The following is a 17,810-nucleotide window of genomic DNA, read 5'->3' as shown; positions in this document are numbered from 1 at the left end:
TTATATGATAGAAAATTGCATTTCTTATTATGTAAAAGCCTCCGGCGGGATGAGTGATTTACTGATCTCTTAAATACTATAATTTTAACCGGTAAACTTTAACCGGACGCCCCTTAGAAGTAGTTGACCTTGTGTGGGCAATAGTAGCGGCACCGCCATTTTCCAGATTGCGGAGAATGCGGTTTGCATTCCGGACAGTAACGCCCATATGGTCTGCCAGCTCATTTGTTGTAAGTTCGTATGAACCGGTCATTTTGATGATGGAGGTCAGTTTCTGGATCGTTAAGGTAGAGAGTTTGCAATTCTCTGCAATTTTAAAGATGTTATCCGGAAGATTTTGCGGAAAACTCGGAAGCTGTGAAGAACCGAGCGGTCCGATGAGCTGATTGGTCTCGTTCATCACAAAACTTCCATCTGTATTCCAGGATTCCCGCAGGGCATTTTCCGCATGCTTTTTCGCATCTGTAATATTTTTCCCGATTCCATAACCAACTGCGGCAGAGATGTCGTAATTTTTTTTCAACATTGCGATAATATGTCCAACCTCGAAGTTTTTGGTAATCATGGCAACTACACGGTGAGTGGTATAAATGTAGTAAACGTTGGATTCTTTCTGCAAAATGGCGTCGATCAGAAACTCTTTCTTGATATTCTGAATAGCGTCTTCCAGTATTTGGTCAGTTTTATCAGAAACAGACGGTTCATGCGCAGCAATTGCGATTGCTGCAGGCAGATTCTCGCGGTATTTTTCCAGCCGGATCTGGGACAATAATTCCTTGATCTGGGATTCTAACTGGTCTTTTACAGGATAAAGAAAATAATAAGGAACTCCGTGTTCTTCTAATAAGGGGATTGTACTGCTGTAAGAGCAGAATACCATATCGATTTTATCCTGTTTCCAAAGATCGATAATTTTCAATGCAATATTCATTTCAATCATGGAAAAATCGCCGGTTGTACTTTTATTTGCCCATTGATCCATCGTAAGTGCCAGATTATTTAAATCCAGTTCATGGATGAGATAATCAACAGAAGCATGTTCATAATTGCCCGGTGATTGAATAATCGGAAGCATAAAGTCAAAAATACAGCGCTTTGGATCCAAATCACGTCGCTCAAGAAAAAATTTTACAAGAGCGTGGTAAAAGGAAATCATATCTGCGTGAAAAGATACAACTGGCTTTTTAAATTCTCCTACATGATGTTCGATTGCAGACAGGGCTGTTGTACCACTGACCATAAAACCGTCAGCAATGGTTTCGTATTTTTTATAGATATCTGCGATGTGTTCAAAATTTGTATAATCTGCGATTGTGACATCACATTCTTCTTTAAATTCTTCAAAAGCTTTTTCAACAAAAGGATGAAGATATGTACTCGTTATAATTACAATCTTTGTTTTCATGAAATTCTCCTTTCCTTTGTATATTTTACTGAAAAAATGCACATAATTCAAGGCGAAAAATTGTAAATTATAGCAAAAATCAAAAGGAGCTATAGAAAAGTGTTGACTGATATATTGAATACGGCTATGATTATTCCATAAATATTCTATAAATATTCCGCAAATATTCCGGAAATATTCTAAATATATTCTACAATTTAAAAATTAGAGTAAAGTATGAAAGAAAGATGCTATTAAGAAGGAGGAGACGATATGAACTATTATGAGAGAGCGAAGGAACTGAGCGAAGAGACCGTTGCTAACCGCCGCTATCTTCATACGAATGCAGAAGTTGGCTTAAATATGCCAAAAGCGCAGGCATTTGTTATGGGAAAATTAAAAGAATATGGCTTAGAGCCAAAAGAATGTGGTCATGGTGTGACGGCAACACTGGGAAAGGGTGGAAAGGTTCTGATGCTTCGGGCAGATATGGATGCACTTCCGATGCCGGAAGAGAGTGGGGAACCGTTTGCATGTCCGTCCGGTCAGGAAGCACATGCGTGCGGACACGATTTCCATGCAGCAATGCTTTTAACAGCGGCAAAGATGCTGAAGGAAAATGAATCTGAATTACAGGGAACAATTAAGTTTATGTTCCAGCCGGCAGAAGAGACTTTTGAAGGAAGCAAAGATATGATTGAGAACGGAATACTAGAGAATCCAAAAGTTGATGCCGCACTTGCCTATCATGTGGCAGCAGGACAGATGCCGGTAGGAATTTTTATGTATAACGATAACGGAACAATGATGTATTCCGTGGACGGATTCAGGATTGATATTAAAGGAAAAGGTTCACACGGTGCATATCCACAGAATGCCATTGATCCGATCAATATCGGAGTTCACATTTACACAGCTCTGGAAGCAATCATGGCAAGAGAGGTTGATCCGACAAAAGCATGTGTTATGACAGTCGGTAAATTTGAAGGCGGAACAGCTGCAAATATCATCCCGGATACGGCAGTAATCGAAGGAACAATCCGCAGCAATGATAAGCAGGCGAGAGAACTTATGGTACGAAGAATGAAAGAAGCAGCAGTAAAGACAGCAGAAAGTTACGGCGGAACGGCAGAGATTACCATGCTTTCAGAAGTACCACCTCTGATCTGTGATCCGAAACTGACCGATGAGATTGTAGGATATATGAAAGAAATGGATATTCCTGGTTTAACTCCATATCCGGGAATTTCAGCAAGCGCATCGGAAGATTTTGCAACAATTGTGGAGAAGATTCCATCTACATTTATCTATCTGTCAGCAGGATATACAGATGAGAGAGGACAGTATGGTGCACACAATCCGAAAGTACAGTTCAACGAAGACGTGTGTCCGATCGGTTCAGGATGCCTCGCACATTGTGCGACACAGTGGTTAAAAAATAACAATTAAATATAGAACGACAGCAAAAAAGGAAGAAAAGGCCAATGAGCCATTAATTCCTTTGAAATTATTTAAAAATACTCAGTATACAGTGCTTCTGATTATTGGGTTTATCTGTTAGTTTTATCAAACAGCTATGAATGTGTATGCACCGATCGGAGCAATGAAAGTTATGGGCACATCTATCATCATTTACTTTGTAGCATTGACAATTACCGGTATTGCAGAAAGTTACCGATCTGTATCCATTACACCAAGCGCACAGGCAACATTGTAGCCGGAAGATATGGGAGTAGGAAAATCGAATCAGACATACATTAAAAAACCCCTGCATAGATTGTAAAAAACAAACTATGCAGGGGTTTTTATATGAAAGATTACATCGAAGAGCGGGCGGTAGAGATTGCATATTATATCATTGAACATGAAGCAACGGTGCGACAGACAGCAAAACAATTTGGGGTGAGCAAGAGCACGATACATAAAGATGTGACAGACCGTCTCCTGGCGATCAACCCGGCGCTTGCAAAGGAGGCAAGAAAAGTCCTGGACAGAAATAAATCTGAACGGCATATCAGAGGCGGACTGGCTACAAGAGAGAAATATCTACACCGGCATCTTGAAGAAAAATAATGACTTTTAAATGTCGTGAATCAAGTACTATAATAAAGGTCTGAAAATGTGGTAGTAGAGACAGGCGGGAGAATGTGTTCAGGCATTTTCTTCTGCCTGTCTCTGTGATGAAAAAAGATAATAACAGACAAAACAGATTGGCATATATTAAGTCAATAGAAAAATATAAATGACACTTTCAGAGTAAACGGGAATGTGGTACGATAGGTGATGAATTAGAGAAAGTTACAGTAGAATCGAGAGGAAAATATGATTACAAGAAATTTTCGGAGAGAACAGAAGAGAAAGCGCGTAATGGCATATTTTATCAATGCAACGATAGAATTGATGGAAGAGATCGGGATTGAGAATCTGACGATCCGAAAAGTTGCAGAACGTGCCAAATATAACAGCGCAACTTTATACAATTATTTTGACAGCCTGGATGAGCTGGAAATGTTTGCAAGTGTGAAATGTCTAAATGAGTATGTAAAAACATCGCAGATCAAATATTCAGAAGGCAAGAGTATGAGAGAATGGTATCTTGGAGAATGGAGATGTTTTTGCGAGCAGGCATTTCGTCATCCACGCATTTACAACTTCTTATTTTTTAGCCCGCTTGGAGAGACAAATATGACGGAGATATTTCGTCGGTATTATGAAATTTTTCCACAGGAAAAAGTAGAAGAAATAGAAGAATACGAAGAATTTATGGCAAATGGAGATTTTTATAAAAGAAATCAAATGCTTCTGACAAAAGTATTGCAGGAAAAAGAATATAATCTGACAGATAAAGAAATCAGTGAGTTAAATGAGATGAGTATCCTGATTTTCAGAGGAATGCTGGAGACCATGCGCATTGATAAAAACAAACCTACACTTGCGCAGGCTGTTCATCGCACAGTGCAGTATCTGGAGAATACACTGCGGGTATATCATTTGGTTTAAAAAGGTTGCAGTTTGTTAAACTTTGTGATAATATACATAAGAATTATTAGAGAGTTATATATAAATGGTTAGAGTTATAAAAATTGGTTAGAAGTTATGAGTAAGATAGATTTTCATTCCCACATTCTGCCGGGAATAGATGATGGAGCCAGGAATTTGGAGACATCGTATAATATGCATCAGATGGCCAGACAACAAGAAGTAGATCTCATGCTGGCGACACCCCATTTTTATGCGTCACAAGACAGAATTGATAACTTTTTAAAGAGGCGTGAAGAAGCTTGGGTTCGGTTCCACGACACTGTCGAAGCGTCGGAAGAGACAGAACCCCGGATTATACTCGGTGCCGAGGTGGCTTTTTTTGACGGAATCAGCCGTGCACGGGATATTGAAAAACTGGCCATTCAAGGAACAAATTTAATGTTGCTTGAAATGCCTTTTGAAGTATGGAATAGCCAGCAGATAAAGGAAGTAGAGTATCTGATAAAGGAGCGAAAGTTTCAGATAATAATCGCACATTTAGATCGCTTCCTGTTGATCCCCGGTAATAAAAAGTGGATAAAAGAACTACTGGAACTTCCAGTTTCCATTCAGATCAATGCAGATGCATTTGACAGCTGGATGCACACCAGAAATCTTGTAAAGTTATTTAAAGAAGGAAAAGCACATGTTCTGGGAAGTGATTGCCATGGCGCACATCACAGAGTGCCGAATTTGCAAGATGGTCGTGATATTTTAGAGAAAAAAGCCGGAAAAGAAGTACTGGAACAGATTGACAGACAGGGGGAAAAGCTACTGTCTGCGATTTTGAAATAAAGTCAGTATATTACAGAGAGGAGTATATGTGATATGACAAAGAAGAAAGTGATTGTATGCAGTGTGATATTAGGAGTTATATTAATCGGACTTCTGGCATGTGAAGTCATGTACCCGACAGGCGGGCAGGCAATGATCAAAAATCTGATGGGTTAAGATAAAACGTATAACATTAAATAAGAAGCAAAAGGATAATTACATACAGACATATGAAAGAAGGCTCTTATGAAGAAGCAATACGAAGAACAGGCAGAAAAAAAACGACTGAAAAAGAAAAGTATTATTGCGATTGTGCTTATTATTTTTATGATAGGAGTGATCGCTGGGATTTCCAAAATAGCCGATTCGCGGACGGTGGGTGTACAGAGTACAGATACGGAAAAAGATGAGTCCATTGTTTACAAAGGAGAGACGTACGTTCCGAAGAAAAATATTTCTACATATTTAATAGCGGGAATTGATTCTTCAGACAAGATTAAGAAGCTCAAAGAGTATGATGGAACCGGACAATGCGATACACTTGCTTTGGTTGTACAGGATCGGAGTACAGACACTTGTAAGACGTTAACAATTGACCGTAACACGATGACAAATGTAAAAAGCCTGAGTGATAAGGGAGAATATCTCGCTACTACGAAGATTCAACTGTCACTGGCACATGCGATGAGTCTGGATCATAAAAAACGGGCAGAAAATACAGTAGATGCGGTATCAAATCTGTTTGATGGACAGAAGATTGACGGATATGCCATGGTTAATATGGGAGCGATTGTTCCGGTGAATGATATGGTTGGCGGCGTAATTGTGAAAATTACAGACGAATTTCCAGGAAGCAAAACACTTATAAAAGGAAAGACGGTCACTTTAAAAGGAAACGATGCAGAAACATTTGTCCGCGAGCGTAAAGACGTTGGAGACGGACTGAACGACAACCGTATGAAACGGCAGCAGGTATATGAAGTTGCATTTAAACAGGCGTTTTATAAGAAATGCAATGAAAATAAAAAGTTTCCACTGGAAGTTTACAATACATTGCAGGATTATATGACGACGAATATTACAGCGCAGCAGTTTTCCAAGCTTGCAGTATTGATGGCGTCTGCCAAAGCTGATACAAAACTGACGGTGAAAGGAAAAGAAGGTTTTGACGATGACGGATGGCAGACATTTACACCAGATAAGGACAGCTTAAAACAGGTTGAACTGGAGCTGTTTTATAAGAAACAAAAATAACGACAGAGTACTGTCGTTGATAAAGGTATGAAAGGTATAATAAGGAGAAGCAACATGAACCAAAAACAATCAAATGATGAATTGGAAATTGATTTGCTGGAAGTGGCAGGGATGCTTTTAGAAAAATGGCATTATTTACTGGTCTGCTTTTTAGCAGGAGCTGTGTTATTTAATGCATTTGCATTTTTCGGCATTAAGCCAACTTATGAATCAACAGCCAAACTTTATATTGTAACAACATCTGAAAACTCCGTGGTGAATTTAAATGATCTGAACCTCGGAACTTCACTGACATCCGACTATGAACAGTTAATGCTCAGCTATCCGGTATTAGATAAGGTAATCAAAAAACTGGATTTGAATACAACATCAGAGAATCTGAAAAAGGCATATACTTTAACTAATCCGGATGATACACGAATCCTGGAGATTAAAGCGACAAGTACAGATCCGGAGAAAGCAAAAGAGTTAGCTGATACGATGGCGGAAGTGGCAATGGATTATCTGCCGGACACAATGAGTGCGATGACACCCAACTTTGCACAGCATGCGAAAGTTGCAGATCATAAGGCGAATCCAAGCTATGGCAAGTATACAATCATGGGCGCATTGTTAGGACTGATAGCCTGTGCAGGTGTACTAATCGCAGGATATCTGATGGATGATACGATCCACTCATCCGAGGATATGGAGAAATATTTTGATCTTGTTCCATTGACTTCTATTCCAGATAGTGATCTGTTTATTGAGAGCGAATCAGATATGAAAAAAACAAGAAAAAGGAGGGGAAGAAGATAATGAAAGAATTAGCAATTAATCTTCCGGAACTTCCATATGCAGTAGAGGAAGCAATGAACCGTCTGCGTATTAATATTAAGTTTTGCGGAAATGATACAAAGAAGATCCTGATGACAAGCTGTCTTCCGAATGAAGGAAAGAGTACAGTAGCAATCTTCTTATGGAAAATGCTTGCAGAAGCCGGATTTCCGACAGCCTTCGTAGATGTAGATCTTCGTAATTCCGTTGTAAGAAAAAGATACGATGTAGATTATAATGAAGAGACAAGTGGTCTGAATCATTATTTGTCTGGAATGGCAGAGTATGAGGATGTAGTATATAAGACTAACATTCCAGATGCATACATGGTACCATGTACACAGCTTTTGGAGAATCCGTCCCCGCTTTTGGAAGATGCACGATTCAAGCAGTTATTAGATAAGCTGGCAGAGGAATATCGTTTCGTAATTATCGATGCACCGCCGCTCGGCAGTGTTGCAGATAGCACATTGATTGCATCTATGTGCGATGGAGCAGTATTGGTTGTCCGTGCAGGAGAAACATCTAAAACATGGATCCGTCAGTCTTTATATGAGATTGAACAGTCCGGTTGTACACTCCTTGGAACAGTACTGAACCGAGTAGATGTAAAAGCAAAAAAATATGGTAAATATGGCAAGTACGGTAAATATGGCTATGGATACGGTTATGGATATGTACAGCAGTCAGAAGATAAATCATCCAAATGATAAGGGGGATAAACAAGTCCACGTGGTTAGGACTGTTTATTATAGAACAATTGAAGTAACAAAGTAAAAAAGGAGTTGAGTCCAATGAAGACATTAAAGAAAACATTGTTTCTCATCTTTACATTGACAATGTTGATGGGAATGACAGCTATGGCTGCTAATTCACCTTCTAAATCAACATTCAAACCAACACTGAAGAAAACATCTACAGTGTACAATGGTAAAACTCAGAAAGCTACTATTGTAGTAAAAGATGGCAAGAAAACATTAAAAGAAGGCGTTGATTACAAAGTATACAATACTTCACACAAAGCTGCCGGAAAACATGTTGTAAAAGTAAAAGGCCTTGGTAAGTATGCTGGACAGACTTGGAAAGCTACTTATACAATTAAACAGGCAAAACAGACTGTAAAAGTTTCTAGGAGCTCTTACACAGTAAAAGCTTCTAAAGTTAAAAGAGCAACTCAGTCTACAAGACTGAAAGTAACTAAGAAAGCTGGTAAGACAACCTATAAGAGCAACTATTCTAAGATTAAAGTTAAAAACGGAAAGATCTATGTAAAGAAAGGTGCTAAGAAAGGTACTTACAAGATTACAGTTACTGTAAAAGATACTAACTACAAAACTGTAAAAAAGACAATTAAAGTTAGAGTTAAATAATTTTGTTAGATTAGCGAAAAATTCCCTGACCACGCAGGGAATTTTTTTATTACCTTTCTTATCTCTTGCCAAGGCAACATTTGTAACGTATAATAGAAATTGTCTTTAAATGTATCCTGTGAGGAAAAGAAATATCCTGCAAAGGAGAAAAGAAGATAGAAATGCTATCTAGGAGGAATTCTTGTGAAGAGAGAATTAGTGATTGTAATTGACTTTGGCGGTCAATATAACCAGCTGGTTGCAAGACGTGTCAGAGAATGTAATGTTTACTGCGAGATTTATTCGTACAAGACAGATCTTGAGAAAATCAAAGCAATGAATCCTATGGGAATTATTCTGACTGGTGGACCAAACAGCTGCTATGAAGTCGATTCACCAACATATAAAAAAGAATTATTCGAATTAGGAATCCCGGTTCTTGGACTTTGCTATGGTGCTCAGCTTATGATGCATGTTCTTGGCGGAAAAGTAGAACTTTCCGATGTAAAAGAATATGGAAAGACAGAAGTATTGGTAGATAAGAAAGATTCCAAGATTTTTGAAAATGTATCAGAGAAGACAATCTGCTGGATGAGTCATACAGATTATATTTCAAAACTTGCGCCTGGATTTGAAGTGACAGCGCATACGGCGAATTGTCCGGTGGCAGCAGCAGAAGATGTAGAACATGGTTTATATGCGATTCAGTATCATCCGGAAGTACTTCATTCTGTAGAAGGAACAAAGATGCTATCCAATTTTGTGCTTGGAGTTTGCGGATGTGCAGGTGACTGGAGGATGGATTCATTTGTGGAAGAATCGATCAAACAGATCCGTGAAAAGGTCGGAAACGGCAAAGTGTTATGCGCTTTATCCGGAGGTGTTGATTCTTCAGTAGCAGCTGTATTGCTTTCCAAAGCAGTAGGGGATCAGCTGACATGTGTATTTGTAGATCACGGTCTTTTGAGGAAGAATGAAGGGGATGAAGTTGAAGCTGTATTCGGACCGGAAGGTTCTTATGATCTGAACTTTATTCGTGTGAATGCACAGCAGAGATTTTATGATAAACTTGCCGGAGTAACAGAACCAGAGAAGAAGAGAAAGATCATCGGAGAAGAATTTATCCGTGTATTTGAAGAAGAAGCAAAGAAAATCGGGGCAGTAGATTTCCTTGTGCAGGGAACGATTTATCCGGACGTTGTAGAAAGTGGTCTGGGTGGAGAATCTGCAGTGATTAAGTCTCACCATAATGTTGGTGGACTTCCGGATTATGTAGATTTCAAAGAAATCATCGAGCCACTTCGTGATCTGTTCAAGGATGAAGTACGTAAAGCAGGACTGGAGCTTGGTATTCCGGAGAGATTGGTATTCCGTCAGCCATTCCCGGGACCGGGACTTGGAATCCGTATCATCGGCGAAGTAACGGAAAAGAAAGTTAAGATTGTTCAGGATGCAGATGCTATTTACCGTGAGGAGATGGACAAAGCCGGAATGAACAAGACAGTCGGACAGTATTTTGCAGCACTTACAAATATGCGAAGTGTAGGAGTTATGGGCGATTTTAGAACATATGATTATGCAGTTGCACTTCGTGCGGTTAATACGATCGACTTTATGACAGCAGAAGCAGCCGAAGTTCCTTATGAAGTATTGAATAAGGTAATGAACCGAATTATTAATGAGGTAACAGGTGTCAACAGAGTAATGTATGATCTGACGAGTAAGCCGCCTGGAACGATTGAGTTTGAATAGTTGACGCTGGGCTACAAAGCCCGTAACCACGGGGCTTTGCGGCTTTGGGTGTTTGAAATTGCATTATCATTGCATTTTTATATTTCTTTGTGATACATTGCAGTATGCTGATTACTGGTATAATTAGCAATACTTTGAGAAGCTGACTGGTAGCTGAGAACCCCGGTCAGCTTCTTTGCAATCTCAATATTGGTGTTTGGATACAGATGACCATAAGTTCCTAGTGTCGTCTGTATTTTTTCATGTCCAAGACGCTCTTTAATCAGCAGTGGATTTTCGCCCATGCTGATAAGCAGGGAAGCATGCGAATGTCTCAGGGCATGAATTTTGATTCTGTGGACACCAGCTAAATTTGCCAATTTCTCTAATGCTCTTGGAAGCGTTGTTTTGCTGGTGGGTGTACTGTTATAACTCAGGACGAATCCACAATTTGGTAAAACCTTTGCCTGGACCGCCTTCCATTCTTGTAATTCCTTGATGGTATCAGCATCAATATAAATGGTACGGTTGCTTGCCTGCGTCTTAGGTTCAACGAATTTGTAGTCATTCATTGTTTTATAGTACAGTGTTTTACTAATAATCAGCATACCTGTTTCAAAATCAATATCATCCCACTGTAAGGCGGCAGCCTCTCCAATACGCATTCCAGTCATAAATAAAAGCCAGAACGAGATGAAGAGATAGTGCTCGTAGTAGTCACCTTTGTACAGCAGGGATATTACCTTCTGAAACTCCTCCAAAGTCCAGAAGTCGATCTTTACTTTTTTAGATTTGATATTGCCGATCATGCGGGCAGGATTCTTCTTTGCAAGTCCGAGGATAATCGCCCGGTCAAAAGCTAAACATAACATTCCCTGAACAATGCGTACATAGTTTGGACTGAATTGTTTTGCCAACTTGAGCTGCCAGGTCTGTACATTTATCGCTTCTATTTCGGACACTTTCTTCTTGTAGAAATAGGCAAAGTGTTTTTGAATGGTCGAGTAACGATTCTTGTAGGTACTTTCTTTCACCTGAGTTTTGTACCACGGAAGATAGATTTCTTCAATAAACTTTTTGAAGGTAATGTCTTCCTTCTTATCAGCTAATTCTTCCGTTGATGCAAGAATCAATTTGGAATACTCGGCACGGGCTTCTTTTTTTGTTGAGAATCCGCTGCGGTATTTTTGAATCTGTTTTCCGGTTACAGGATGATATCCGAGGTTGGCTCGAAAATAATAAGTGCCGTTTTCTGCTTTTTTAATTGGATCTTTTGCCATGATTTCACTCCTTACTAAAATGCAAAAAGCACGATCATTCTTGCTTATCGGGCAAAGTAATCCCTAATAATTCTTCAACGGCTTCTTTTGGAACCCTGTCTAATTTTCTGGATTGATAATAGGTATGCCCCTTTTCTACCATAAGTTCCTTTGCTTTTTTAATAATATCAGCAGCAAAGGAAGGACCATAGCCTAATTCAATCAAATCCCTTTTTGTTACAGTTATCATGAATCTCCTTTCCACAGACAGGGAATCAACTTGATACCTGTCTATTATTATATCAAATTTTGAGTAAAAGCTCTCTAATAAAAGCGCTATAAGCTAAAATCCCAAAAGTCTATGTTATTCTTTCAGAAGCCAGTTCCTATGCCCGCTCCGGCCACGTAAAACGGTGTTACTTTGTAACTATTAAGCTGCAGGCGTGCGAAGATGCAAACTATCTGCAGTCACCTATATCAATCTCCCGAAAGATTTCTTTTGTTTTCAAGGTACAGCGAATGGATATATTACCCATTCAATTGAGTAATAGGGACTTTTCCTTTAAGATTGAAAAATTTTAAGAAAAAATGATAAAAATAAAAGCTGCCTTGATTTGGCAGCCACGGAAATCTATTTGCGTTTTAGAGCCAGACGATTCAGCATGGAAATGAGCGCAAGCATATCCTCGTCATCGAGTTGTTTCATCAGATCAGTTGCTTTGTCAATCAGAGGAAGATTGTGCAGCTCTGAATCGAAGAACTGTTGAGGAGTGACTTCCAGATAGTCACAGATATCCAGAAAGCTCTGCATGGTAGGCAGAGAACGTCCGGAAGTGAGGGACTGGATGTAGCTTTTATTTTTGCCAAGATCCAGACTCATCTGATATTCAGATACATTTTTCTTTAAACGCAGTTCGCTGATGCGTTCTCCAATAAAGTTTTTATCCATACATTTACACCTCTCTTCCACATTTTAAACTATTTACTTACAACAAATTACGGAATAGAATAGAGATATATTTGAAATATATAGTGATTGTTCCGTAATATAACCGTAATTTACTAAAATAATACAAAAAAAGAAATTATGGATGATAGAAAATGGATTTTGGGGTATGATGATAGCAAAGGAAGTGGATGTCTGTGCGGATTATAGGAAATGAGCAGGAAATTGAATGGGCAAAGGAAGCACTGCGGAATCAATGTAACGATTGTCCCTACTTGGAGTCCTGTAATGAAAAGGCGAAAGAGGAGTCAAAGCAGTGTGGAGCGGTTCGGTTTGGCTGCCGGGAGTATCTGAAAGAGAAGATTGAATTCGTAGTAGAAAAATAGATGTAGTATTTTGAACAAATATAAACACCATATATAGTATAAGCCTGAATTGACATGAGGAATATCTTGTGCTAGTATACTGATATAGTTTATTTTATGCACACCCTTTTTGGGGAGTTTCGGGATTCATAAGAATCTCCAAACTTACAGGAAACAGCAGGAGCTGATTCCTGGCATAAGTTGTTTATGTTTGTAGTGAGTGTCACGGTATGCCTTTTTTGGCTGCGTGGCACTTTTGTTTTTTCAGGAAGAAACCAGACTTTTAAGAATGAACAGAGAAAAGACTCTCTTTTCATTCTTTTTTTGTGCTTACATTTAGGTTTCGGCATAGTTGCATGCCACAACCAGCTTCGGCTGTTGATGGATAAATATTATTTTAAGAAAGGTGGATAAGAACATGAATGAAGCAAGAGTGTATGCAGATGGATTTGAGAGATCCTTTGCAGAAGTAAAAGATCTGCTGGAGTTTCTGGCAGAGAGAGGGAGAAATGCCAAATGGATCAGAAAGCCAACGAATACGTTACGGCTGGCACCACTGGAAAAGGAGGCTCAAAATCTGGATGCGGCAGATGCATCCATGGAAGAAATTTTGGAGGATACAGAGAAGAATACGCAGCTTGTACTGAAAATGAGAGGAGAATCCTATCCGGTACGTGACTGTGCCATCCGCACCATTTTAAGCCGCGCAGGTGTCAATGGAGACGGGCTTCGCAAGCTGGATAAGGCAACATATGCGAAGGTAGTCAATTACTGCCTGCGGGTTGCAAAAGGGGATGCCCTGATTAAGATTGCGGACGGAAAGGTTTCCGCAGTACATGGCGGGGATAAACATGATTATTGCATCCTTGATATGAAAGCCATGTTTGAGACAACTTGCGAATATCTGAATCTGAATTTCAAAGGCAGTGTTTACATGGAGGGCTCTGGTATCTATGACCATTCCATTGTATCTGCCATGTGGAAGCTCGGAGGAAGTCAGGAACTTCTGGATACTTACCGAAAAGCACTGGATGCACACGGAATGGATGAGAAGATCCTGTCACCGGCACTTCGTTTTACCACATCTGACGTGGCAGCGAGCGGTGCAAATCTGTATCCGATGCTTTTGACAGACGGACCAAACGGCGTTATCAGTCTGGGAAGTCCAATCAAGCTGGCTCACGATAAAGGGGCAACGATTCTGGACTTCCGGAAAAATCTGGAGCAGGTATGCGCCCGCTATGTGGATGCGATGAAGAATCTTACTCAGCTTATGGACATTGAGATCCGTAATCCGGTGAACTGCCTGAAGCTGCTGATGAAGGAACTTGGCATTAAACAGAAGATCCGGAATGAGGTGGTGGAGCTATTTGTATCCCAGAACGGGGAAGGTGCCTGTACGGCACATGATCTTTATTATGCCATGAATGAAGCCTCCTTTTTTGCAGCCTGTGAAGGAATGTCCGGACAGGGCATTCTGAAGCTGGAGGAGGATATTACGAAGGCGCTTATAAAAGACTGGAAAAAATATGACGTTTATGGAGCAGTCAAATGTTAGGAGGAATTGGAATGAATAACAAAGCAGAGTATACACCGGAAAAGGTTGTGGATATCAGTAACCTGTCAAGAGAAGACTGGTTGGAATACCGCAAAAAAGGAATCGGCGGCAGTGATGTAGCGGCAATCATGGGGATCTCTCCATTTGCCACTATCCGGGATCTGTTTTACAACAAAACAGGTGTGCAGCCGGTCATTCAGGAGGAAGAGGAAAGCAACTGGGTTGCCAAGGAAGTCGGACACCGGCTGGAAGATCTGGTGGCAGAAATCTTTTCCAAAAAGACCGGACTGGAAGTATTTCCGGTACGTGTCATGTTCCGGCATCCATTATATCCGTTCATGCTTGCAGATGTGGATTTTTTTGTTCGTATGCCGGATGGGAAATTTGCGATTCTGGAATGTAAAACCTGCAATTATAATGCGAAAGATAAGTGGGCTGATGAGGGGATTCCAGCTCATTATGTGCTGCAGGTAAGGCATTATCTGTCTGTGATGAATATGCAGAAAGCCTTTATCGCATGCCTGTATGGAAATAACGAGAATGAGTTTGTGTATCGCACCATTAAGCGTGATCTGATTGAGGAAGAAGACATCATTGATCAGGAAACGTATTTCTGGCAGGAACATGTATTGAAAAATGTAGTACCGCCGCATAACGGGAATTCCGATCTGGTTCTGGCAAATATCCGTAATTATGGTGGTTTTGCAGACAAATCTATTCCGGAAATTGTGCTTTCCGGTCTGGAATCAAAAAATCTTGAGAAGTATCTTACCCTTTCGGAGGAAAAGTCACAGTTGGAAAAACGGAAAAAGGAAATCGAAGCAGAACAGCGGGCAATCAGTGTTCCTTTTGTGGAACAGCTGGGGCAGGGCTGCAAGGCAGTGCTGGAGGACGGTACGAACCGTTACCGTATTACCTATAATCCGACCAGACGTACTTCGGTTGGGAAAGACCAGATGGAGAAGCTGAAAAACCAGCATCCGGATATCTATGAGGAATATACAAAAACAACGGAGAGCCGTACTTTCCGAATTAAGAAGGAGGCGGCGTAATGAGAAAACCAAATGAACGGATGCGGATAAAAAGCTGGAGGGATATAAACAATGAGGTGCAGATTTAAACATAAGATTTTCCAGAATGAGGAGAATGGGTATACGATTGCCATATTCACCACACAGGATACGTCTGTCCCCCTGTCAGCCAGAGACAAATATCTGGCATCCCGGAATATCATCGGCTTCTCAGCGATTGGATTCGGTCTTCCGCTTACAGACGAGATTGAGCTTGAGATGGAAGGCAGATGGGAGAGCGGAGAGCATGGAACTCAGTATCAGGTGGAAAATTTCATGGAGGTTGTACCACGGACAAAGGAGGGTATCTTAGGATACCTTTCTTCCGGTGCAGTCAAAGGTATCGGTCCCAAGATGGCAGATACTATTTTCCGGAAGTTTGGGCTTCAGACACTGGAAATCATGGAAAACAACCCGCAGGAACTCTTGAAGATCCGTGGAATTTCCGAGAAGAAGCTGGCTGCTATTGTGGAGTCCTATGGAAAAAACCAGGTGTTCCGGGAACTGATGACGTTTCTGGCGCCTTTTAAGGTAACACCCAAAAAAGTGAATATGATTCTGAAGAAATTCGGAAATGAATCGGTGGATATTATCCGGCACCGCCCTTACATGCTGAGTGCAGTCAAAGGCTTCGGGTTTCTGACTGTGGATGCGATCGGAAGACAGTGCTGCTGTGCACTCAATGATCCCATGCGGATATCTGGGTGCATCGGACATATCATGAATCAGGCAATGAAAGAAGGACATCTGTTTAAGCAGCGTCAGGAGGTTATGAAGGAAGCACTGGAAATGCTGAACCGGGATCTGCAGGTCATGGCAGTATCGGAGCAGGATGTCAGTCAGGTGCTTTACCGGCTGGTGCTGCAAAAAAGCATTGTTGTGGAGGAAGAACGGATCTATTCTATCCGGCAGTATGAAGAAGAAACACAGACCGCTTCCATGATAGCCAGACGGCTTTTGGAGAAGCCGGTTTTGCTGTCCATTGAACCGGAGCTGGAAAAGGCACAGAAGACACTGGGGATCACGCTGTCAGAAACACAGAAACAGGCAGTGCGAATGGTGTTTGCACATCCCATCAGTATTATTACCGGAGGTCCCGGAACCGGAAAGACAACGGTTCTCAAGGTGATTCTCTATATCCATCAGGCGTTATGCAGGTCAGAGGTACAGCTTATGGCTCCGACCGGACGTGCGGCAAGACGTATGGTGGAGAGTACCGGCTGTGAAAATGCATCCACGATGCATCTGGCCCTGGGGCTTTTGGGAGATGATACGGATTTTGAACCGGATTTTGAGTACCTGTCTGCCGGATTTCTAAATGTAGATGAGGTGTCCATGGTGGACATGCATCTTGCCTATGAATTTTTCCGGCGGGTTAGCAGACATGCCAGAGTCCTTTTAGTCGGGGATAAGAACCAGCTCCCATCCGTAGGAGCCGGGGATGTGTTCCGGCAACTGATTGCCTGCGGGCTGATTCCGGTCACGGTACTGGATCTGGTTTACCGGCAGGGCGCTTTGAGCAGCATACCTTATAATGCAAAACTGATGCAGGAGAACAAGACTAATCTGAGCTTTGGGGAGGATTTTCAGTTCATTGCCTGTAAAGGAGCAGATGAAGCGGCAGAGATTGTCCGGAGGATTTATCTGGACGAGATTGCAAAAAACGGCATGGATCAGGTACAGATCCTGACTCCGTATCGGAAACGCAGTGCTGCCGGAGTGGATGAATTGAACAAATCTCTGGAAGATTTTGTAAATCCGCCGATCGCAGGGAAGAAGGAACTGCATATCGGCAGTCAGGTGTTCCGGGTTGGCGATAAGATTTTACAGAATAAAAATACCGAGATGGCGAGTAACGGCGATCTGGGCAGGATACTGGACTGTATCACGGATGAGGATGGAAATGCCAGGGCAGTGATCGGATTCCCGGACGGGCGGCAGGTGCAATATGAAGCTGACCAGATGGAAATGATCGAACATGCAAACGCAACAACCATCCATAAGGCACAGGGTTCCGAATGTCCGGTTGTCATCATCCCTTGGGTGAAAGCCTTTTACATGATGCTGAAGCGCAATATTCTCTATACCGGAGTGACCAGAGCGAAAAGCAAGGTTTATCTGGTAGGGGAATGGGCTGCAGTCTGTCAGGCAATCCATACGGATGACAGTGGGACAAGGAACACCATTCTGAGTGAGCGGATCGTACAGTATTACGATCAGTATCAGAGTGAACAGAAACCGGAAATGGAGCAGTTAAAACTTGTTGTTTAAAAATATTTTTCA

Annotated in this window: 19 protein-coding genes; 15 read left to right on the top strand and 4 right to left on the bottom strand. The window is 41.1% G+C overall.

Annotated features, from left to right (window positions below):
* Window positions 1-76: 76 nt before the first annotated feature.
* Window positions 77-1,405, bottom strand: coding sequence for a hypothetical protein (locus tag DW125_RS02710; protein ID WP_021859689.1), 1,329 nt, complete (start codon window positions 1,403-1,405; stop codon window positions 77-79).
* Between the two features lie 252 nt (window positions 1,406-1,657).
* Here DW125_RS02710 and DW125_RS02705 point away from each other — a divergent pair, with 252 nt between their 5' ends.
* The 11 genes from DW125_RS02705 to guaA all read left to right on the top strand — a co-directional run bounded on the left by DW125_RS02705 (window position 1,658) and on the right by guaA (window position 10,350).
* Window positions 1,658-2,833, top strand: coding sequence for a M20 family metallopeptidase (locus DW125_RS02705; protein ID WP_117537034.1), 1,176 nt, complete (start codon window positions 1,658-1,660; stop codon window positions 2,831-2,833).
* 127 nt (window positions 2,834-2,960) lie between these two features.
* Window positions 2,961-3,101 (top strand): hypothetical protein, encoded by a 141-nt coding sequence (locus DW125_RS14560; protein WP_330411775.1) that lies wholly within the window; start codon window positions 2,961-2,963, stop codon window positions 3,099-3,101.
* Window positions 3,102-3,193: 92 nt separating this feature from the next.
* Window positions 3,194-3,457: a sporulation transcriptional regulator SpoIIID gene (spoIIID, locus tag DW125_RS02695; RefSeq protein WP_117537033.1), complete on the top strand. Its 264-nt coding sequence runs from the start codon at window positions 3,194-3,196 to the stop codon at window positions 3,455-3,457.
* Window positions 3,458-3,706: 249 nt separating this feature from the next.
* Window positions 3,707-4,384 carry a TetR/AcrR family transcriptional regulator gene (locus DW125_RS02690; RefSeq protein WP_021859692.1) on the top strand — a complete coding sequence of 226 codons (678 nt, stop codon included), beginning with the start codon at window positions 3,707-3,709 and terminating at the stop codon, window positions 4,382-4,384.
* 96 nt (window positions 4,385-4,480) lie between these two features.
* Window positions 4,481-5,200: a CpsB/CapC family capsule biosynthesis tyrosine phosphatase gene (locus DW125_RS02685; protein WP_117537032.1), complete on the top strand. Its 720-nt coding sequence runs from the start codon at window positions 4,481-4,483 to the stop codon at window positions 5,198-5,200.
* 33 nt (window positions 5,201-5,233) lie between these two features.
* Entirely contained in the window at window positions 5,234-5,356 is a 123-nt protein-coding gene (locus DW125_RS14340; RefSeq protein ID WP_021859694.1) for a hypothetical protein, read from the top strand.
* Between the two features lie 69 nt (window positions 5,357-5,425).
* A complete protein-coding gene (locus DW125_RS02680; RefSeq protein ID WP_117537031.1) occupies window positions 5,426-6,433 on the top strand; it encodes an LCP family protein in 1,008 nt (335 codons plus the stop codon).
* A 54-nt stretch (window positions 6,434-6,487) separates the two neighbouring features.
* Window positions 6,488-7,231 carry a YveK family protein gene (locus DW125_RS02675; RefSeq protein ID WP_021859696.1) on the top strand — a complete coding sequence of 248 codons (744 nt, stop codon included), beginning with the start codon at window positions 6,488-6,490 and terminating at the stop codon, window positions 7,229-7,231.
* Window positions 7,231-7,959 (top strand): CpsD/CapB family tyrosine-protein kinase, encoded by a 729-nt coding sequence (locus DW125_RS02670; RefSeq protein WP_021859697.1) that lies wholly within the window; start codon window positions 7,231-7,233, stop codon window positions 7,957-7,959. The genes DW125_RS02675 and DW125_RS02670 overlap by 1 nt, the downstream gene beginning before the upstream one ends.
* A gap of 84 nt (window positions 7,960-8,043) precedes the next feature.
* The gene (locus DW125_RS02665; protein WP_117537030.1) at window positions 8,044-8,619 is read left to right on the top strand and encodes a hypothetical protein; all 576 of its coding nucleotides are present in this window, start codon (window positions 8,044-8,046) and stop codon (window positions 8,617-8,619) included.
* Window positions 8,620-8,802: 183 nt separating this feature from the next.
* Window positions 8,803-10,350, top strand: a complete 1,548-nt coding sequence (gene guaA, locus DW125_RS02660) for a glutamine-hydrolyzing GMP synthase (protein ID WP_117537029.1) — start codon at window positions 8,803-8,805, stop codon at window positions 10,348-10,350.
* A 77-nt stretch (window positions 10,351-10,427) separates the two neighbouring features.
* Here guaA and DW125_RS02655 read toward each other — a convergent pair whose 3' ends face one another.
* The 3 genes from DW125_RS02655 to DW125_RS02645 all read right to left on the bottom strand — a co-directional run bounded on the left by DW125_RS02655 (window position 10,428) and on the right by DW125_RS02645 (window position 12,537).
* Window positions 10,428-11,609 (bottom strand): site-specific integrase, encoded by a 1,182-nt coding sequence (locus DW125_RS02655; RefSeq protein ID WP_005333347.1) that lies wholly within the window; start codon window positions 11,607-11,609, stop codon window positions 10,428-10,430.
* A gap of 34 nt (window positions 11,610-11,643) precedes the next feature.
* Window positions 11,644-11,838, bottom strand: a complete 195-nt coding sequence (locus DW125_RS02650) for a DUF3173 domain-containing protein (RefSeq protein ID WP_005333349.1) — start codon at window positions 11,836-11,838, stop codon at window positions 11,644-11,646.
* 381 nt (window positions 11,839-12,219) lie between these two features.
* Window positions 12,220-12,537 (bottom strand): helix-turn-helix domain-containing protein, encoded by a 318-nt coding sequence (locus tag DW125_RS02645; protein ID WP_005333350.1) that lies wholly within the window; start codon window positions 12,535-12,537, stop codon window positions 12,220-12,222.
* Window positions 12,538-12,731: 194 nt separating this feature from the next.
* Between DW125_RS02645 and DW125_RS02640 the strand changes: the two genes are divergently transcribed.
* The 4 genes from DW125_RS02640 to recD2 all read left to right on the top strand — a co-directional run bounded on the left by DW125_RS02640 (window position 12,732) and on the right by recD2 (window position 17,798).
* Window positions 12,732-12,920 carry a 2-ketoisovalerate ferredoxin oxidoreductase gene (locus tag DW125_RS02640; protein WP_442872494.1) on the top strand — a complete coding sequence of 63 codons (189 nt, stop codon included), beginning with the start codon at window positions 12,732-12,734 and terminating at the stop codon, window positions 12,918-12,920.
* Between the two features lie 397 nt (window positions 12,921-13,317).
* Window positions 13,318-14,457 (top strand): hypothetical protein, encoded by a 1,140-nt coding sequence (locus tag DW125_RS02630; protein WP_005333353.1) that lies wholly within the window; start codon window positions 13,318-13,320, stop codon window positions 14,455-14,457.
* Complete coding sequence (locus tag DW125_RS02625; protein ID WP_117537028.1) at window positions 14,451-15,509, top strand: YqaJ viral recombinase family nuclease; 1,059 nt, start codon at window positions 14,451-14,453, stop codon at window positions 15,507-15,509. Before DW125_RS02630 ends, DW125_RS02625 begins: the two co-directional genes overlap by 7 nt.
* Window positions 15,510-15,560: 51 nt before the next feature.
* Window positions 15,561-17,798 (top strand): SF1B family DNA helicase RecD2, encoded by a 2,238-nt coding sequence (gene recD2 / locus DW125_RS02620; RefSeq protein WP_117537027.1) that lies wholly within the window; start codon window positions 15,561-15,563, stop codon window positions 17,796-17,798.
* The last annotated feature ends 12 nt before the right edge of the window (window positions 17,799-17,810 follow it).

Origin of the sequence: Dorea sp. AM10-31 (genome assembly GCF_003435815.1) — a bacterium.
Taxonomy (GTDB): Bacteria; Bacillota; Clostridia; order Lachnospirales; family Lachnospiraceae; genus Dorea_D; species Dorea_D hominis.
This window is presented reverse-complemented; position numbering and strand designations above follow the sequence as displayed.

Excerpts from the sequence above, each read along its gene's own strand:
- DW125_RS02710 (WP_021859689.1), bottom strand. The coding sequence starts at position 1,405 with ATGAAAACAAAGATTGTAATTATAACGAGTACATATCTTCATCCTTTT.
- DW125_RS02705 (WP_117537034.1), top strand. The coding sequence starts at position 1,658 with ATGAACTATTATGAGAGAGCGAAGGAACTGAGCGAAGAGACCGTTGCT.
- DW125_RS14560 (WP_330411775.1), top strand. The coding sequence starts at position 2,961 with ATGAATGTGTATGCACCGATCGGAGCAATGAAAGTTATGGGCACATCT.
- spoIIID (WP_117537033.1), top strand. The coding sequence starts at position 3,194 with ATGAAAGATTACATCGAAGAGCGGGCGGTAGAGATTGCATATTATATC.
- DW125_RS02690 (WP_021859692.1), top strand. The coding sequence starts at position 3,707 with ATGATTACAAGAAATTTTCGGAGAGAACAGAAGAGAAAGCGCGTAATG.
- DW125_RS02685 (WP_117537032.1), top strand. The coding sequence starts at position 4,481 with ATGAGTAAGATAGATTTTCATTCCCACATTCTGCCGGGAATAGATGAT.
- DW125_RS14340 (WP_021859694.1), top strand. The coding sequence starts at position 5,234 with ATGACAAAGAAGAAAGTGATTGTATGCAGTGTGATATTAGGAGTTATA.
- DW125_RS02680 (WP_117537031.1), top strand. The coding sequence starts at position 5,426 with ATGAAGAAGCAATACGAAGAACAGGCAGAAAAAAAACGACTGAAAAAG.
- DW125_RS02675 (WP_021859696.1), top strand. The coding sequence starts at position 6,488 with ATGAACCAAAAACAATCAAATGATGAATTGGAAATTGATTTGCTGGAA.
- DW125_RS02670 (WP_021859697.1), top strand. The coding sequence starts at position 7,231 with ATGAAAGAATTAGCAATTAATCTTCCGGAACTTCCATATGCAGTAGAG.
- DW125_RS02665 (WP_117537030.1), top strand. The coding sequence starts at position 8,044 with ATGAAGACATTAAAGAAAACATTGTTTCTCATCTTTACATTGACAATG.
- DW125_RS02655 (WP_005333347.1), bottom strand. The coding sequence starts at position 11,609 with ATGGCAAAAGATCCAATTAAAAAAGCAGAAAACGGCACTTATTATTTT.
- DW125_RS02650 (WP_005333349.1), bottom strand. The coding sequence starts at position 11,838 with ATGATAACTGTAACAAAAAGGGATTTGATTGAATTAGGCTATGGTCCT.
- DW125_RS02645 (WP_005333350.1), bottom strand. The coding sequence starts at position 12,537 with ATGGATAAAAACTTTATTGGAGAACGCATCAGCGAACTGCGTTTAAAG.
- DW125_RS02630 (WP_005333353.1), top strand. The coding sequence starts at position 13,318 with ATGAATGAAGCAAGAGTGTATGCAGATGGATTTGAGAGATCCTTTGCA.
- DW125_RS02625 (WP_117537028.1), top strand. The coding sequence starts at position 14,451 with ATGTTAGGAGGAATTGGAATGAATAACAAAGCAGAGTATACACCGGAA.
- recD2 (WP_117537027.1), top strand. The coding sequence starts at position 15,561 with ATGAGGTGCAGATTTAAACATAAGATTTTCCAGAATGAGGAGAATGGG.